This window comes from Paraburkholderia sp. UCT70, assembly GCF_050434085.1.
Lineage (GTDB): Bacteria > Pseudomonadota > Gammaproteobacteria > Burkholderiales > Burkholderiaceae > Paraburkholderia > Paraburkholderia tuberum.
On the sequence record NZ_JBNPVZ010000002.1, the window covers coordinates 1,462,364 to 1,480,327 of the forward strand.

Annotated in this window: 10 protein-coding genes; 1 reads left to right on the plus strand and 9 read right to left on the minus strand. The window is 67.0% G+C overall.

Translation table 11 applies throughout. The features are described 5' to 3' along the window. Window positions 1-31: 31 nt before the first annotated feature. The 9 genes from OKW41_RS09085 to bcsD all read right to left on the minus strand — a co-directional run bounded on the left by OKW41_RS09085 (window position 32) and on the right by bcsD (window position 17,092). Entirely contained in the window at window positions 32-352 is a 321-nt protein-coding gene (locus tag OKW41_RS09085) for a transposase (protein ID WP_429573372.1), read from the minus strand. 212 nt (window positions 353-564) lie between these two features. Next, a complete protein-coding gene (locus OKW41_RS09090; protein WP_429572250.1) occupies window positions 565-3,225 on the minus strand; it encodes a response regulator in 2,661 nt (886 codons plus the stop codon). 717 nt (window positions 3,226-3,942) lie between these two features. Beyond that, a complete protein-coding gene (locus tag OKW41_RS09095) occupies window positions 3,943-8,694 on the minus strand; it encodes a cellulose synthase subunit BcsC-related outer membrane protein (protein WP_429572251.1) in 4,752 nt (1,583 codons plus the stop codon). Next, complete coding sequence (bcsZ, locus tag OKW41_RS09100; protein WP_429572252.1) at window positions 8,685-9,872, minus strand: cellulose synthase complex periplasmic endoglucanase BcsZ; 1,188 nt, start codon at window positions 9,870-9,872, stop codon at window positions 8,685-8,687. Before bcsZ ends, OKW41_RS09095 begins: the two co-directional genes overlap by 10 nt. Before the next feature lie 332 nt (window positions 9,873-10,204). After that, window positions 10,205-12,769, minus strand: a complete 2,565-nt coding sequence (bcsB, locus tag OKW41_RS09105) for a cellulose biosynthesis cyclic di-GMP-binding regulatory protein BcsB (protein WP_429572253.1) — start codon at window positions 12,767-12,769, stop codon at window positions 10,205-10,207. A gap of 3 nt (window positions 12,770-12,772) precedes the next feature. Beyond that, window positions 12,773-14,980, minus strand: a complete 2,208-nt coding sequence (gene bcsA, locus OKW41_RS09110; RefSeq protein WP_429572254.1) for a UDP-forming cellulose synthase catalytic subunit — start codon at window positions 14,978-14,980, stop codon at window positions 12,773-12,775. After that, entirely contained in the window at window positions 14,977-15,765 is a 789-nt protein-coding gene (gene bcsQ / locus OKW41_RS09115) for a cellulose biosynthesis protein BcsQ (RefSeq protein ID WP_429572255.1), read from the minus strand. Before bcsQ ends, bcsA begins: the two co-directional genes overlap by 4 nt. Next, on the minus strand, window positions 15,762-16,490 hold the full coding sequence (bcsP, locus tag OKW41_RS09120; RefSeq protein WP_429572256.1) for a cellulose biosynthesis protein BcsP: 729 nt from the start codon (window positions 16,488-16,490) through the stop codon (window positions 15,762-15,764). Before bcsP ends, bcsQ begins: the two co-directional genes overlap by 4 nt. Window positions 16,491-16,636: 146 nt before the next feature. Beyond that, window positions 16,637-17,092 carry a cellulose biosynthesis protein BcsD gene (gene bcsD / locus OKW41_RS09125; RefSeq protein ID WP_429572257.1) on the minus strand — a complete coding sequence of 152 codons (456 nt, stop codon included), beginning with the start codon at window positions 17,090-17,092 and terminating at the stop codon, window positions 16,637-16,639. A 510-nt stretch (window positions 17,093-17,602) separates the two neighbouring features. Here bcsD and OKW41_RS09130 point away from each other — a divergent pair. Further along, window positions 17,603-17,896, plus strand: a complete 294-nt coding sequence (locus OKW41_RS09130; protein WP_429572258.1) for a hypothetical protein — start codon at window positions 17,603-17,605, stop codon at window positions 17,894-17,896. Window positions 17,897-17,964: the final 68 nt, after the last annotated feature.

Genomic DNA, 17,964 nt, shown 5'->3' on the forward strand with positions numbered 1-17,964 from the left:
CCAACAATATATGCCATTCCAGGCCGCGATTTCAGGCGTCGGCAGTCGACCCCGCCGGAGGCGCCGAATCCGCGCGAGACGCGGATGCAAGCGCGCAACCGCTCAGGCCGAGCTCGTCGAGAATCGCGCTCATCAAGCCCGTGCGGCGCCATTGCAGCCACCTGATGTAGCACGTCTGCGACGGCGGAAACGTGCCGGGTAGCCGATGCCATTTCTCGTTGCGCGTGACGACCCACAGAATCGCGTCCAGGATCTCGCGCGGAGGACGCGCGGGCCGGCCCAGACGTTTCTTCGGGTCCTGCTTGAACAGATGACTGATGCGCGCCCAGGCGTCATCGGGAAAGAGGAAGATCTAGCATGCCGCGAACACCTGACTGACCGGTTTATGTCGATCTTACGGTTTGGGCGGTTCCTTCTAATTCCGGATTTACGCGGGGTTTGGCCCGCTGAACCGCGGATTGCTTCGCGTCCGATGATGCTAGCGTTGCTTTCCTGACCTTCATCTGCGACGCGCCGGGGATTACCGCGACCACGTTGAAGGAGCTGACGCTGATCTCTTCGGGACTAGGACGCCGCTTCGGTGTGGTCGAGCCATTGCGCGAACTCGTGTCGCAACTGCGCGATATCGAGCGGCTTGCCGAGTAGCCGTGCACCCGGAATCGCCGCCCCGATCTCCGCGCTGCGACCGTAGCCCGACACCAGCAGCACGCGTATCTCCGGCTGCACGCGCCGCACCGCGCGCGCGAGTTCGTGGCCGGACATGCCGGGCAGCGTGAGGTCGGTCAACAGTACGTCGTAGCGTTGCGTGTTCGCGAGCGGCAACGCTGCTTCCGCGCTCGCGACCGCGGTGCAAGCGAGGCCTAACGCGCCGAGCAGTTCGCCGAGCGCCTCGCGCGATTCGGTGTCGTCCTCGACGAACAGCACGCGCGCGGCTTCGTGGGCCGCACGCGGCTGGATCGGCTGTTGCGGCTTTTTCTTTGGCTCTTTGTTCGACGCTCTCCGCGGGCCCTTCGCAGTGGCGTACGTGTTGGCGCTTTCGTACGCGGCGGGCGGCACGCATGCGGCGATACGCGCTTCGCGCATCCCGGCCGCGTGGTCCGCGCGCGCGGCGCCCGCGCGTAGAACGTTACGCACCAGACGGGCAAGATCGTCGCGCCGGTACGGCTTCGACAGCAGCGTGATACCGGCGTCGAGCTTGCCGTGGTGGACGATTTCGTCGCGCGTATAGCCCGATGTGAACAGCGTAGGCAGCGGTGGCGTGCGCGCGGCCGCGCGTTGCGCGAGCTCGACGCTCTTCAGCTTGCCGGGCATCACGACGTCGGTGAACAGCAGATCGATCGGCACGTCGCTGTCGATGAATTCGAGCGCCGCGTCGCCGTTCGACGCGGTCAGCACCTTGTAGCCGAGCTGCGCGAGCATTTCGACCGCGGTCAGCCGCACGTCGGCATCGTCCTCGACGACGAGTATCGTTTCGCCGCCGCCGCCCGGTGCCGCGGTGCCATCGACGGTCTCCGGCGTCTCCGCCTCGCAGCAGCGCGGAAAGAACAGCGACACCGTGGTGCCGTGTCCCACTTCGCTTTCTATCGACACATGCCCGCCGCTTTGCCGCGCGAAGCCGAACACCATGGACAGGCCAAGGCCGGTGCCGTGGCCGTCGGGTTTGGTCGTGAAGAACGGCTCGAACACGCGTTGCAGCACTTCGGGCGGCATGCCCGAGCCGGTGTCGGCAACCGAGAACTCCACGTATTCGCCGGGCGACAACTCCGGCTTGCCGCGGCAGAACGCGGCGTCGAGCGTGCGGTTGGTCGCGCGCACGGTCAGCACGCCGTCGGCGCGCATCGCGTCGCGCGCATTGATCGCGAGATTGAGCAGCGCGTTTTCGAGCTGGTTGCGGTCGACCTGCACGTTCCACAGATCGTCGCTGAGCACCGTGTCGATCCGCACCGTTTCGCCGAGCGCGCGATGCAGCATCTCGCTCATGCCGGTCAGCAGGCGGCGCGGATTCAGCACGGTCGGCGACAGCGGCTGACGCCGCGCGAACGCGAGCAGATGCGCGGCGAGCTTCGCGCCGCGTTTGACGGCATCGGTCGCGGCGGATAGACGCCGCTGCGTGAGCGGGTCGTCGTCGGCGTCGGCGGCAAGCATCTGCAGATTGCCGTTGATCACCTGCAGTACGTTGTTGAAGTCGTGCGCCACGCCGCCCGTCAGGCTGCCAATCGCTTCCATCTTCTGCGCCTGGCGCAGCTGTTCCTCGGCGAGCGCGCGCGCCGCGATCGAATCGGCGACGCGCTGCTCGAGCGTTTCGGTCAACTGAAGAAGCTGCTGCTCGGCGATCTTGCGATCGTGAATGTCGATCAGCACGCCCGGAAAGCGCGTCGGTTCGCCGTGTTCGTCGAACTGGCAGCGGCCGTTCGCCTGTACCCACATATAGCCGCCATCAGGCCGCCGGATTCGGTACTCGGCGCGAAACGGCTCGCCGCTGCGGATCGCTTCGGCGGTCAGGCGGTCGTTGAGCGCCTGGTCGTCGGGGTGGATCATCTGCGTCACGGCATCGCGCGCGACGCCCTTCGACGCTTTATCGCGCGCAAACAGGAAGGTCCGCGCGAAGCGTTCGTCGCCCGTGACCTCGCCGGTGCGCACGTCGAGCACCCAGGTGCCGAGCACCGCGCCGGTGTTCAAAGCGAGTTGCAGGCGTTCGTTGGTCTCGTGCAATTCGGTTTCGGCTTGCTGGCGCATCCGCTCGGTCAGCACGCGCCCGGTGGTCTCGACGACCATCGCGAGCACGCCGGCCGGCGCGCCGCTGTCGCCCGCGACCGGGCTGTAGTACAGATCCATCCACACGTCTTCCGGCTTGCCGTCGCGCAGCAGCATGAGCGCCTTGTCGCGATACGACAGCGAGCCGCCCGCGAGGCAGGTGACCATCACGTGATGGTTGAAATCGGCGACTTCGGGCCAGCCGTCTTCGACCGGACGGCCGAGCAGATACGGATGCCGCCCGCCCGCAAAGACCGCATAGGCGTCGTTGTAGATCATGTAGCCGGGCTCGCCCCACAACAGCACGAGCGGCACCGGCGAGGCGAGCATCATCTGGACCGTCGAGGTCAGACTGCGCTGCCAGTTTTCGATGGCGCCGAGGGTGGTTGCGCGCCAGTCGAATTCGCTGATGCGTCGCGCCATCTCGCCGCGCCAGCCAGCGCAGCCGCAGTCTTGTGCCGGAAAAGGCATGCAGCGCTCCACGTGAAATCACGTCGAAAATGATTGGCTCTTGACCGAAGCTTCGAGGGTTCGCGCGCGTTGCGCAGCCTCGCGAACCCCAAAATATTGTAGGTCACAACGCCTTATCGTTGATGCATCGCAGAGGCTATTTGGGGGTTTTGCCGGGTAAGCAACCGTGTCCGAAACCCTACCAATTTGGCACCTCGTTCGATGCGTGGGCAACATTTACCGCGAGACGCGTTTGCTGCGCGGCGAAAGCGGAAGAAGCGCCCGCATTTCCGGCGTGGCTCGATACCTTCGCGTAGGGTGTGGTCGTGCCCACGGTCAGGTGCGAATCGTGCTGCCGTCCCCGATTCCTGCGCGAGCTTCGAACTTCAATGGAACGCACCGTACGATGGCGAAGAAAAACATCACACGATATCCACACCCCAAACCCGCCGCGCGACAGCCGCGCCCGACCCGGCGACGTAACGCGGAAGTGACGCGCTCCGCGCACGCCGCATGGCTTGCCGAACTGCGGCGCAATCGCTCGAAGACGCTCGAATACGCTCGACGCGCCTGGCTGGCTGTGGACCAGCACCGTCGAGCTCGTGAGCAGCCACGAGGCCGGCTATCTCGAGCATGGCCGGCGCTATGCAATGGAGTGCGAACGAAAGTGAGGCCGGGGGCGACCAGGCTTGCGATTCATCGAATGCAAGCCGCGACCTCACCCAACGAGTGCGTCCGTCAGTTGGACAGCGACAGATACTGCGACGTCAACGGCACCGGCGGGAACGGCTGCAAGCCGGTCTGCTTGTTGAAGCTGTAGCGCACGTACACGGCCGCGAGCCACTCGCGATATTCATAGGCATTGCCGAGCGACGCTGTCGCCCCGACCGTGAGCTGCGGCGCGAGCTGATATTCACCGACGCCGCTGATCGAATACGACACGCCGGTCTTGCTCTGACCCGGGTAGACGGCGGTCAGACCGTTGCCGAGGGATTGCGCGGCGGCGGCAGCGTCGCCTTGCCGCGTCGAGCCGTCGTTCAGCGGGAAGTAGTTCGACGCATCCTCGCGATAATGCTGCACGCCGATCGAACCCTTCACGTCATATGTAAACAGGCCCGCGCGGCCCGACCATTCGACCGGCAGATTCAGGATCACGTACTGCTGCGGACTGAAGTAGCCGCCCTGGCCGTAAGTGAAGTACGACAGATTGCGGTTGTAGCCCATGATCGTCGTGTTCACGCCGACCGTCAGCGTCTGGTCGGCGTCTTTCAGCAGACGCGTGTAGACGCCGCCGCCGCCCTTGATCGCGTTGTTGCTCGGCACGTTGGTGCCCATGTAGTGCTGATACGACGCGTTCACGTACAGGCCGCTCGTGCCGTCGTCCCAGCTGAGGCTGGCAAGCGCGCCGTTCGACGTGACGCCGCCCCATTCGAGGCCGGCGGCCGCATCGCGCGCGCCCGCGTACGACAGCAGGCTGTCCGTCACAGCGCGCCGCGCGACCGCGATCGAGTACGAGACCTTGTCGGTGATGCCGCCGTTGTATTGCGCGCCACCGACGATGTTGGTCTCGCGGAAGCCGATTGGCGTCACGCCGATATCGCCGCTGATGCTGCGACTGTCGTAGCCGACGGACAGGCCCACACCGCTCGCGGTCTGGCTGCCGTAGTTGTTGGTGCCGTTCTGCGCCGCCGATTTCGACGACGCGGTCGAAAGCCCCGCGCCGAAGCGCGCGAGCGTCGACGTGCTGTTCGACGCGGTGCCTGCGTCGAGCGTAACCGGGGTCGCGGTCACGACCACGTGACCGTTGCCCGCCTTGATACGCCCCTGGATCGGCGCCTCGATGTCGGTGAGCGACGACAGCCCGTCCTCGCCGACGCGATTGCGGAAGATCAGGCCGCCCGACACGGTGCTCGACTGCTCGCGATTGACCTGCGCAAGCTCCTCGGCGACGCCGAGCGTCTGCGCGTTCGCGACGTTCGACTGCGGGTTGTTCTGCGCGTTGCTGCCGGGCGGGTAGTACGGCTGCGCGTAGCCGGCCGGCGGTTGCGGAATGTACGGCTGCTGCGCGTAGTAGCCCTGGTTCGAAGGTTGCTGTTGATAGGGCTGTTGCGGCGGGTACGGCTGATACGGCTGCGCGTAGCCCTGCTGCTGCGGATACGGCGGCGGCTGCTGCGCGTAGACCGGCGCGGGTTGACTCGTTTTCGCCGTGCTCTTCTTTGCGCTCTTCTGCGTGCTCGCGCGTGTCGATCCGTACGGCAGCGGCGTCGTCGACGCGGCGTTGGCCTGCGCTTGGCGCGCGGCCGGCGACATAGGCCACGGTGTGGCCGCATAGCCGTCCTGCGCGCCGTAGGGCTGCTGCCCGTTTGCCGGCTGTCCGTATCCGGGTTGCCCGTACGCCGGTTGCTGCGGATACGCTTGCTGCTGCGGGTAAGGCTGCTGCTGCGGATACGCTTGCTGCTGCGGATACGCTTGCTGCTGCGGGTAAGGCTGCTGCTGCGGATACGCTTGCTGCTGCGCATAGCCCGCATCGTACTGCTGCCGCGGCATCGGCTGCCCGGGCACCTGGCCTTGTCCCGGATAAGGCTGCAACGGCGCGCCCGACTGGCTCGATCCGTTGGATTCCTGACCGTAGCCGCCGACCTCGGCGGCGGAGCGGGGCGCTCCGTACGGTGCGGCGACGGGCGCGGGCTGTGCGGCAGGCGCGTTATAAGGCGTCGCGGCGGGCGCCGTATAGGGCGCGACATACGGCGCGGGCTGAAGGGGCGGCGGATAGTTCGGCACGGTCTGCGTCGGCGAGGAAGACTGCGTATTCAGGAACGGAAGCGCGGGACGCGCGGCATTGTCGGCGTCGCCCGAAGGGACGATCGCCGTTTTGCCTTCGAATGGATTGGTGCCCGGCAGCGGCGTCGCGCCGATCTGGCCCATCGCCGCTTCCCAGCCGCGCGGCACGTTGGTGCCTGCGTTGCGGGGCGCGTTCGCCGCCAGCGGCGTGTTGGCCGCGACCAGCGAGCGTTGCAGATAGGTCGACGCGAGCGACAGCTTGCCCTGGGCGCGATACATGCGCCCCACGGTCGCGAGCACGCCCGGGTCGTTGGGCGCGAGGGCGAGCGCCTGGTTCGCGAGGGTTTCGGCGTAGCTGAACTGCTTCGCGCCGGCCGCGGCCGAGATCGCCGCCTGCAGCAGATTCAGATCGTCGGGGCGGCGCTGCAGCGCGACGCGGAAGCTCGTGAGCGCGTTGCGGTCGTCGCCCGCGCTCGCATACATGCGGCCGAGCGCGGCCTGCAGGTCGGGGTTGTCGGGCATCGCGGCGAGCCACGGCGCGATCACGTCGTAGGCGCTCGCGAGATCGCCGCGCAGGCGTACCGCGTCGGCTTGTCGGATGACGATGCCGAGATTCAGGTTGTTGAAGTCAGTGCGCTGCTGCGGCGTCAGTTGCATGCCTTGCAACTGGCGCATCACGGCGCCGAGCTCGGCCTGCTGGTTGGCCGCGGACAGAATGCCCGCGTATTGCAGCAGCAGATCGGTGTTGCCGGGCGCCGCGCTCATCGCGCCGCGCACGAGGCTGAGCGCGCGGGTCGGGTCGCCGGCCTGCTGGTAGGCGCCGGCGATCACGCCGATCAGCTCGGGGTTGTTGCCGGCCACCGGCTCGGCGGCGCGCAACGTCGCGATGGCCTGCTGCGTCTGGCCGTTCTTCGCCATGCGCGTCGCGAGGTCGGCCTGCCGATGCACCCACAGCCGATGCTGCAACGTCGTCATCGCATCGGTGCGCTGCGCGGGCGCAATACGGTCGAGCTGCGCGAGACCGGTCGACCAGTCCTGCGTTTCCGCCGACAGCAGCGCGCTCGCGTACAGCGCATCGGTCATGTCTGGATGCGTGGCGAGCAGACCGTCCATCATGCTGCGCGCATTCGCGACCGCGCCCTGGCGCACGTAGATGCGCGCGAGGTCGAGCCGCAGCCACGGATCGTCGGGCTTGTTCAGCAGCGCGTCTTCGAACAGGCTGCGCGCGCTGCCGAGATCGCCGCGCGCTTCGGCCGCGCGCGCCTGCGCTGCCTGCGCGTCGCCGCGCAAACGGTCGATGCCGCCGACCTTCGCCTGTTGCTGCGCGTTCAGCTGATTGGCGAACTGCAGCGCCTCGTCGGCACGGCCCTGCGCGGCGAGCGCACCGACGAGGCCGCGAATCGCGTCCGGGTTGTCGGCCTGGCGGCGCAGTGCCATCCGGTATGCCTGCTCGGCGCCGGCCGGGTCGCCGGTCGTGAGCAGCATTTCACCGAGCTGCACCTGGGCAGTCACGTCGGACGGATTCAGCGCGATCGCGCGCTCGAACAGTGCCTTCGCCTTCGCGAACTCGCCATTGCTGCGCGCGCCGATCGCTTCGCTCGTGTAGGTCCAGTAGGTCGCGCTGTCGAGCGCGGTTTTCCAGCGCGCCGGATTCGGTCCGCGCGAGGCACGCTCGAGATAGTTGCGCGCCTCGGCGAAACGCTCCTGCTTCAGCGCGGCGATGCCCATGCCGCCGAGCGCCTCGGTATCGTTAGGACTGTTCGCGAGTACCGACGAGAACCTGGCGCGCGCGCTCACGATGTCGTCGCGGTCGAGCGCGGCGAAGCCGTCGGCGATCGCGCGGCCGCGCGCGTCGGCGGCGGCGTTTTCCTGCGCGCGGGCGCGTGCCGCGCTGTCCTGCTGCACCATCGATTCGAAGCGCGCCTTCACGGCGGCATCTTCACCGGCGGTCTGGAAGTACGACTCGTACAGCGCGGCGTCCGAGGGCCGCGCGTCGAGCCACAGCAGCGCCTGGCGCCAGCTCTTTTTCGCCGCCGCGCCGACCGAGGTGTCGCCAGCGAGCTTTTGCAGCCGCGCGATACCGTCGCGCCGCGTGACGTCGCGATAGGTCAGATGCTGCGCGTACGCGAGTGCGAAGCGCGGGTCGTTGGGGTTGTCGCGGGCGAGCTGTTCGAGGCCGCGGCGTGCTTCGTCCCAGCCTTGCGGCGTCGCCGACAGCGCCTGGTAATACTCGAGCTGCAACTGGGGCGTGGCGGGCTTGCCGGCCAGCGCGCGCTGATACTCCTGCACCGCGCTCGCGCTCTGACCGGCTTGCGCGAGCCGGCGCGCCTCGCTGATGGTCTGGTCGCGCGGGCTCGTTTCGCCAAGGCGGCGGCCGAGCTCATCGAGATTCGGATAATTCGGCGCGACCGCCTTCAGCCGCGCGAGGTATTGCTGCGCGCCGGCGCCGTCCTGGCGGTCGGCCAGCACCATGCCCATGCCGAACAGGGCGTCGGGCTGCTTCGGATCGATGCTGAGCACCTTCTGCCAGGCCTGCTCGGCGAGGTCGCCGCGCTGATGCGACTGCCAGTACTTGCCCTGATCGATCAGCACGGTCAGCGGATCTTTGCTCGCCTGCGCGAGCGCATCGGGCGCGGCCGCGGCCGCGCACAAGACCGCGCCGACGGACAGCGCGATACGCAGCGACACGGCGAGGGCGTTCAATCGCATGCGGTCCTCCAGGCGGGCACGAGACTGCCGGCTTCATCGAAGCGATAGCGGCCATCGATGAACCCCGTGCCGAACAGACCCAACACACGATCGTAGTAAACCGGTTCACGGCCCGGAACGTTCGCGTCGAGCGCGGCGAGCCGCGTGCGCGCGAGGCCGAGTCCGTGCTCGTCGCCCAGTGTCTTGAAGTATGGCGCGAGCGCGCCCCAATAGCTGAGCGGGCCTTCGCCGCTCGACGCGCCGGTGGTCGACGACACCTTCTCCGGCGGGAAGCCGTTCTGCGCGACCTTCGCGCGCATGCCGCCGAGCGCGCCGAGCCACGGTTTCGCGAGCGGATCGGCGGGCGAAGCGAGGCCGGCCCACAGATAGACGCGGATCGCATCGTAGCTGCCGACGTCGCCGTTCTTCGGATCGACGACGAACCGACCGTTCTGCCACGCCGCCCAGTCAGGCGCGAAGCCTTGCGGCGACACGGTTTTGACGAACTGATAAGCGTTGTCGGCGAGTTTGGCCCACGGGCCGTCCGGCAGCTCGTGCGCGAGCGCGCGCAACACCGGCAGCGGCAGATAGCTCGGATTCAGACGCGTGACGTTGCCGTTCCTGAAGCCCTGCGCCCCCGGCAGCAGCATCGGCCCGAGGCCAGATAGATTCGCGACTTCGTCGTGCGCGATGCGCTCGGCGAGTGCCTGGCCCAGTTGCGTGTAGGCGGGGTTGTGCCACAGGCGGCCGGCCTGCAGCAGATCGTAGGCGATCCAGAGGTCGGAATCCGACGCCGAATTCGGATCGAGCACGCCGTACGAGCCGTCCGGCTTCTTGCCCCATTGCCATGCGGGCAGCCGCAGGTTCTGGGCGTCGAACTGATTGCCCGCGAGATTCGCGCGGGTCCAGCCGAGCAGCTTGTCGAAGGTCGCGCGGTCGTTGGCGACCAGCGCGAAAAAGAGCGCGTAGGACTGACCTTCCGAGGTGGTCTGCTGGGCCGGCGTCGAGTAATCGATCACGCGGCCGTCGGCCTGGACGAAGCGTTGCACGAAGCTTTGCCAGGCGCCCCAGTCGCCGCATGCAGCGCCGTTCTGCGCGGCCCGAGCGGCGCCGCTCAAACCCGCCAGACTGGCCGACGCCGTCATGCCGATACCGAGCGCCAGCGCAAAAGAGGTTCTTCTGCTGATCCGAAACCGCATACGAGTCATATCCGTTCCATTAGGGTCTGTTTACATATGGAACGCACGTGCGTTGCCGCGAGAAGGGCCGCTCGCAAGGACTGCGACGCCGCGAATACTCGACGTATTCGCAAGGAGCATGACGCAGCGAGCGGCCCTTCTCGCGGCAACCCCATTGCCTGGATTTCATTTCAGGGGAATGCCCGCTATCGGCCGCATGGCGGCGTCGCGCGTCGCTCACGTGGCGCGGCCACGCAGCGCTCCTTACTCCTTGCCCTGCGCCCCGAAGGAAGTCCCCTTGGGGGACGGCCGATAGCGGGCATTCGCACGTGCGTTCCATATGTAAACAGACCCTAGTCCTTCAGTCGACGCGCGGCGATCGCGCGAAGCGTCCGGTAGCACAAGGCCGCGATGATCAGCGCGGCGAGCACGCCGCCGAGCAACAGCAGCAGCGGATGCGACGACAGTGCCCAGCGCAGATACTCCTGCGGCGACAGACGGCCCACGTAGTATGCGGTGCCGTTCGACGTGATGGTGACGGCGCGGCCATGGATCACGGCCATCGCGCCTTGAATCTTCGGCAGCACGTCGGCGTCGAGCAGCGCGGCGGACAGATCGGCATCCGACGGGCCGGCCGCGCTGATCAGCGCAACCGCGCTGCGGCCTCGCTGCAGCGGCGACTCGAAGCCGGTTAGCAGCGCCGCGCCGTTCGAGCTGACCATCGTCAGATCGGCACGCGCGGGCGTGCGCTCGACGCCGCGCTCGCCGTGCCACCAGTCCCGCAGCTTGAACACGAGGTCGGTGAGCTGGAACGTGTGCGCGGCGCCGTCGCTGGAGAACGGCATCGACTTCGACCAGCGCTGCAACAGCGGCTGCTTGCCAGGCGCGCCGAACACCAGCAGGTCCTTGTCGGCGAGGCGGTCGACGTCGGCCGCATGGGTGACGGTCACGCCGGAGACCGGATAGCCGGTCGATTCGCCCATCCGGCCCATCGTCAGCAGATACAGGCCGTAGTCGCTCGCGTCCGGGTCGTCCGGCAGCACGACGGCGGTCTCGGAGAGGTCCGCCATCCGCGTGAACGGAAAGCCGCTGTTGGCGAACGCGGCCAGATCGGGCAGCGCCATGTAGTGCGGGAACGACGACAGGTCGATCGTCGAGTTCGGATCGATCGCGCCGACCACGTTCTGCAGCAGGCGGCCCGCGCATTCGCCGGTGTTCGGGATGTCGTAGTAGAAGTGCAGCCGCAGCTGTGTGCGCGGCGTCATCAGCAGCGGCGGGATGCGGATATTGCGGCGCGCGTCGGCGGTGCCGTCGGGCATGATGAGGTTGAAGTAGCGGCTCAGGTCGAACACCGACGCAGCGCGCGCCGGAATCGGCAGCGCCTGCACGAAGCCGTTGTTCACGCTGATGTTCAGCGACGAGCGGTCGCGCGCCGGCCGCACCGTGTAGCGGTAGCGCAGATCGATCGGTGCGCCGCGCGTGTGCCACATGAACAGATCGGGCGCCACCCGCATGTTGATGCGCACCGCGTCGGCGTCGTAGCCGAACACGGTCAGGTCTTTCGGATCGGCGAGCTCGCCGAAGCGCACCGCGCGGTCGGTCGGCAGCCAGTTCGGCGCGTCGTACGGCACGCGCGGCGAAATTTCGTTCAGCGACGTGATCGTGGCGCTCGCGCCGGACAGCGCGCTATGGCCGATCCCGAGCGACTTCGCGGCGGTCTTCAGCTCGGCCTCGTTGCGGCCGAGCACGAGCAGCAGCTTGCCGCGCGCGTTCGCGTCGCGCTCGACCACCGCGATGGTCGGCCCGGTGATCTCGGGAATCGTCACGCCGGCCGGATGCTGGTCGCTGGTCGCGAACACGACCGCGTTGCCCGACAGCGGCGCGTTGTCGAGCTGGGTGGGAAACACCGCGCCGCGATAGCCGGCGAGCGAGCCGAACCACGACGCGACGATGCCGGCGGCTTCGAGCGTGCCGTTGCCCGGCTTCTGCGCGAGCACGAACGGCAGCTCGAGGCGGCGCACGTCGCGGCGGTCGAAAAACGGCTGCGGCAGCGCGGCCAGCTCCGCCTTCGTCGCGAGCGACGAGTAGGTCAGGTCGAGCGAGCTCGCGTTGCTGATCGTCGCCCACAGCGACGAGTTCGCGGGGTCTTCGCAGGCCGTCGTGTAGTGGCCGATCAGCTGCAGGTTCAGATGGTTGAAGTCGGTGATGAAGCGCGGATCGATCGTGATCTCGCGCGCGACCAGCATGCCGGCCTGCTCGTGCGGCAGCGGCAGTGTCGCCGCGACTTCGCCGTTGACCAGCACCTTCAGCTGCGACAGGTTCGCCAACAGCGCGGGCGAATAACTGTAGATCAGATGCAGCGTCGCGCCGGTCACGACCTCGTCGCCGCGCACCGAGAACGCGATGCCGTTCTGTCCGTCGACGCCGCGCAATTGCAGCGGGTCGAGCGCGCCGAAGTCGGCGAACGTCAGCGTCCGGCGGCGGCCTCCGGGCACCAGCGTGCCGGGCTCGGCGGTGGTCGGCGTGCGCACGCCGAGCGCCTTGACGGACGCCGCCGCGAGGGCGGGCGTCGGCGTGGCGAGCTGGCCCTGGGCGATCGCGTTCGGATCGAACGGCACCGCCGCGCTCGGCGCGGGCACGTTGCCGACGTCGGTCGCGACTTGCGGGGTTTGCGGCGCGCCGGCGGGTGCCGCCGCGTCCGACGCCGGTTTGGCCGCGGCGGCAGCAGGGGTGGCCGCTTCAGCGAGCGGCACGAACGACGCCAGCGCGGTCTGCAGCGCGAGCCAGCAGGCGACGCCGCGCATGATTCGCCGCGAGTGTCGCAAGCCGTGACAAGCAGACAGGCGCGATTGCGGTCCAGTGCTGTTGCGCCCGTGAGCCGGGCGTTCGATATTGTTCGTGGCCATCCGGTAGCCCATAGATCAGTCTTTGGTTTTTAGCTTCTTGACGTCCGCGGGACGGCTTTTGAACGAACTGCGCAAGTCGTCGTACAGATGTTCGAACAGCCCCGCGATGCCGCGCACGCCGACCTTCAGCACGTGCGACAGACCGCGCAGCGGCGTGTCGTGCTCGCGCCCCTCGGCCCAGCCGGTCCACGCGTCCGCGCGCGCGAAGGTGGTCTTTACGAACTCGTACTCCTGTTCGCGCGACATCGACGAAAAGCGCAGGCCCACGCGGCCCGGCTCGGTAAAACTGACGGTGGCGGGGAACGCGTACTCTTCGTCGCCGCGGAACAGCGACACGGTCACGCGCTCCTGCATCGGCACTTCGATGGTGCTGGGCAGTGCGACGCCGACGCCGCCTTCCGAGTAGTCGAGCGTTTCGCACGCGAGCGTGCGGCCGGTCGAGAACTTCAGCATCACCGGCATCTTCATCGCGACGCGCGGCACCGCGCGGATCTGGCGGCGCTCGCTCGCGGCGGCTACGCTCGCGCCGAGGATCAGCATGTTGTAGCTGGTCCACGCGAGATTGAGCAGTGTGGTCTCGACGATGCTGCGCACGTGCCAGTTCATGTAGATGTGCACCAGACCGGCGAGGAAACCGAGCAGGTTCAGCAGCAGCAGGAACAGATACGGCCGCGAGATCGACCAGTCGAAGTAGCTCTTCTCGATCACGCCGCCCTTGGCCGTCACGTTGAACTTGCCGAGCTTCGGGTTGATCAGCGCGAGCAGCGTCGGCGCGGTGATGTACGACGCCAGCACCGACTCGTACACCTCGGCCCAGAACGAATGGCGGAACAGGCGCTGCATCCGCGAGTTGGTGATGCTCGCGTGCATCATGTGCGGCAGCGCGTAGATCGCGATCGTGCTGGCCGCCGCTTCGATCACATGCGCGCCGAAGAACAGATACGACAGTGGCGCGGTCAGGAACACGAGACGCGGCACGCCGTAGAAGAAGTGCATCATCGCGTTCAGGTAACACAGCCGCTGGCCGATCTTCAGCCCCTTGCCGGTGAGCGGATTGTCGATGCGGAAGATCTGCGTCATGCCGCGCGCCCAGCGGATGCGCTGGCCGATGTGGCCCGACAGGCTTTCGGTCGCGAGGCCGGCGGCCTGCGGAATCGCCAGATACGCGGTGGTGTAGCCGAGGCGGTGCAGCTTCAGCGCGGTGTGCGCGTCCTCGGTGACGGTCTCCACCGCGATGCCGCCGATCTCGTCGACCATGCTCCGGCGCAGCAGCGCGCACGAGCCGCAGAAGAACGTCGCGTTCCATAGATCGTTGCCGTCCTGCACGAGGCCGTAGAACAGCTCGCCTTCGTTCGGCACCTTGCGGAAAGTGCCGAGGTTGCGCTCGAACGGGTCGGCGGAGAAGAAGTGGTGCGGCGTTTGCAGCATCGACAGCAGCTTGTCGCGCAGGAACCAGCCGAGGCCGATCTGCAGGAACGAGCGGGTCGGGATGTGATCGCAGTCGAAGATCGCGAGGTACTCGCCGCTCGTGATCTTCAGCGCCTCGTTGATGTTGCCGGCCTTAGCGTGGCGATTGTGCGTGCGGATCGTCCAGTTCACGCCGACTTCCTCGCAGAACGCCTTGAACTCGGCGCGGCGGCCGTCGTCGAGCACGTGGATCGACAGCTTGTCGGCCGGGTAGTCGAGCGCGAGCGCCGCGTAGACGGTCGGCTTCACGACGGCGAGCGGCTCGTTGTAGGTCGGAATGAACACGTCGACGGTCGGCCATTCGTCGCGATTGGCGGGCAGCGGCATTGGCTTGCGCTTGAGCGGCCACGCGGTCTGGAAGTAGCCGAGCATCAGCACGATCGTCGAGTAGAGCTCGGCGGACACGAGCAGCAAACCCCAGGCGGCGTCGAGCGGATGCTCCCAGTATGTCGTTTCGGTCAGCCGCCAGTACATGTAGCGGCCCGACGCGACGATCGACAGCATGATCATCACCATCGTCGCGTAGCGGCCGGGCCGACGGCGAAACAGCAGCGCGAGCACGAAGCACAGGGTCGCGAAGGTCAGCTGCTGATAGAACTCGAGCGGCACCGTGAACACGAAGTACAGCATGTACAGCGCGAGCATCGTGACGAGCCCGGTGACGATGCGGCTGTTCCAGAAGCTTGCGTCGATGAAGCGTTGGAACCGCGACGGCTCGCCGCCCTCGGGCTCGCGCGAGGAGGCTGGATTGCTCATGCGACGTTCCTGGGCTGGGCGGCGATCGCGTCGAGCGCCGCCATGAGCCAGGCGGCGCATGCGCGGAAATCGGCGGCGGCCTGGCTCAGCGGATCGTAATGGATCAGCGTGGTGTCGCAGGCGAGCGCTTCGCTGACGCCTTCGTCGAGATGGATCACGCCGGGGAACACCTTGCCGGCGAGCATCTGACGCAGCACCTTCAGCACGTCCTTGGTCAACTGGCGGGATTGGTCGATCTGGTTGATCACATAGCCGACGCCGCCGAAGTCCGCGCGCGGCGCCGCGTAGGTTTCGATCAGCCGCTCCATCTGCGGGATCGCCGCGTACGACGCGGCGTCGGCGAGCACGATGTTCAACGCGAAGGTGGCCGCGCTCAGCGCGGTTCGCACGTAGGTCGACGAGCCGGGCGGCGTATCGACGATCACGATGTCGGACGCATCGAGCCGCAGGTGCTGCAGCGACTGCGCGAGCCATTGCGGATGCTGGTCGATAAGCGCCTCGAGGCGGCGGCGGTCGTCCTCCAGCAGCGCGCCGTACGGCAGCACGGTCACGCCGTCGATGCCGTCGAACATCACTGTTTGCCACGGGTTGCCCGAGAGGGTCGCGCGCGACAGGCCGTCGATGCTGTCGAGCGGCACGCCGAAGTGCAGCCGCAGGGCGTTCTGAGGATCGAGATCGAGTGCAATCACACGCCGGCCGCTGTTGGCGAGCACGGAGGCGAGATTGGCGGCGAGGGTGGTCTTGCCGACCCCCCCTTTGGCGGACACCACGGCAATGACTTTCATGAGCGACGCGGACCGTTGGCGAGCCACGAGGCGAAGCCGCCGCGCGCGGTGCCGGCGGGTGCCTGCGTGCCTTGGGCGGACGTGCCGCGCAGACGGTCGAACACCGAGTTCAGCGACGCGGGCGCGGCCGCTTGCGGCGGCGCGCTCGGGGTTTGCGCCGCAAACATCTTGCCGAGGATCGACGGCGGTTGGGCCGGTTGCGCGGGTTGGGCCGTATAGGTGGGTTGCGGCGCTGGTGGCGGTGGCATCGACGATGCCGGTGCCGTGCTCGCGCTGCCATAAGCGGGCGCGGCGGGGCGTGTCGCGCTTGGCGCGACAGGCGCAATCGTTTGCGCGGCCGCCTCATCGAGTTCGTCAGCCGTGCGGAAGCGTGACGCGCCGCTCGGCGCAGCGGGCTGGGCTGCGGCCACAGGTACCGGTGGAATGTCACGCCGGTGCGGGCGCGTGAACAGCGGTGCCTTCGCGCGCGTCATGGATGCCATGTCCTTCGGTGTCGTGTCCTCGTGGACGACGGCCCGTGGCGCCACGGTTATAGGCGGCTGTGGTTTCGCGTCGCGAAGCTGGCCGATTGCCGGAATGGCCGGTTGCGTCAGATCGAGCGTCACGAGCAGCGGCCAACGAGTGCGCGCGGTGCGCGCGTCGTTCTCGCGGCCGATCTCCTGGTACGCGTTGGCGTCGCCGCCAAATTGCTCGAACAGTTTTTCGATGTCGCTCGATGAACTCATGATGCCGTCGTCTGTTACATACCGTGCATGGCCCCAAACCGACTGCTCGGGGTGCTGTTTATTTGAACTGCCTTCCCTGATCCTGCGTGGCGGCTGTATCGCCGTCGCACACTCGTTCGCATGTACGCGTGCAGAACCGCTGGTGCTCAGGCGGGGTGACGGCCGAGGCGGAATTCGAGCGAACTGTCCTCGCCGAACGCGCTCGTCTGCACGACCGACAAACCCTGCGCGCCCAACGCGCTCAACCACGTCTGATAGGCGCCTTCGAGAAATGCCGGCGTCCAGGTGAGCGCCGATTCGCCGAAGGCGGGCAGCGGCGCGCAATAGTGAATGATGCGCAGCGACTCCGCCTCATCGGCGAGCGCGACGTAACCCCAATCCATCTGATGCCAGTAAGAATTCAACACCTGCTCGAGCTCGGCCGTCGATGCGCAGGCGGGCAGCGGACACGCGAGCGCGAAACGGCTGCCGACGCGATGCATCAGCTGGCGCAGTTCGTCGTGTCCGATTTGCGCTTCGAACTCGCTCGCCAGCGCGCTCAGCATGCCGCGCCATTGCGGCGAGATTTGGCGTTCGAGCAGATAGTTGAGAATTGGGACCATGTTTTCCGGAAGTGGTCGCGGCCCGTTGCGCATCGCGAACGTGACAGCCATTGAGCATCGGAGTCGTTCGGCAATCGGGCGCCGATTACGTCATTTCTACCGGGTTGTCCAGGGTGCCCGGCACACATCATGAGAAGTCTACTTAAGACACAGGCTTTTAGCCACTTTCAATTGCTCGGCTTATACGTTAATGAACGCGCAATCGAGACACAGGAATTGCGTAATTTTTGCTGCTTAAAAGAAATTGAAAGGTTAATCTTCGCCTGGCGCGCGAAAAGGCTTGCGGAACCATATGTGATATGTGTATTAGCCGGCAATCCGGCCTGCTTTGAGCTTTAGTCTTTTATTCATGCATTCGGCGGATGGTGAGTCGCGCGAAAGATCGGCGCGGCGTCATTCGATTCAAATTATTTGCAATGCTCAATCCACTCATTATTCTGTTGGTCACGATTCTGGCGGACGCAATGGCGATGGCCGTGCTGCTGTCGCTAAGGCGCGCGAAGATTCCGGGTGTCAACTACTGGATCGCCGCCAACGCGCTCGCGGCCGTGGCCCGCTTATGTGGGGCTGCTGTTCGTGCTGGTCGGCGTGGTCTACTGGACCTTCGACGCGCGGAACTTAAATGCGCGCGTCGCGCTGGTGTCCGCCTATCACGCGAGCCTCTATGGGGTGCTCGGTCTGCTGATGCTGACCGGACGCGCGGCCAACCGGCCGCGCTACAGCTTCTACTTTCTCGCGACAGCGGCGCTGCTGCTGTGCCTCGGCCACACGACGCGCGGCGCCATGTACGGCTCGCGCAGATGATGGCGCGCGCCGACCGTGCGTTGTGCGCGGCGAAAGCCGCGGGGCGCGATCGGGTGATGGCGGCGTAG

Coding starts and splice junctions, on each gene's coding strand:
- bcsQ (WP_429572255.1), bottom strand. CDS start 15,765: ATGAAAGTCATTGCCGTGGTGTCCGCCAAAGGGGGGGTCGGCAAGACC.
- bcsA (WP_429572254.1), bottom strand. CDS start 14,980: ATGAGCAATCCAGCCTCCTCGCGCGAGCCCGAGGGCGGCGAGCCGTCG.
- OKW41_RS09095 (WP_429572251.1), bottom strand. CDS start 8,694: ATGCGATTGAACGCCCTCGCCGTGTCGCTGCGTATCGCGCTGTCCGTC.
- bcsP (WP_429572256.1), bottom strand. CDS start 16,490: ATGAGTTCATCGAGCGACATCGAAAAACTGTTCGAGCAATTTGGCGGC.
- bcsB (WP_429572253.1), bottom strand. CDS start 12,769: ATGGGCTACCGGATGGCCACGAACAATATCGAACGCCCGGCTCACGGG.
- OKW41_RS09090 (WP_429572250.1), bottom strand. CDS start 3,225: ATGCCTTTTCCGGCACAAGACTGCGGCTGCGCTGGCTGGCGCGGCGAG.
- bcsD (WP_429572257.1), bottom strand. CDS start 17,092: ATGGTCCCAATTCTCAACTATCTGCTCGAACGCCAAATCTCGCCGCAA.
- bcsZ (WP_429572252.1), bottom strand. CDS start 9,872: ATGCGGTTTCGGATCAGCAGAAGAACCTCTTTTGCGCTGGCGCTCGGT.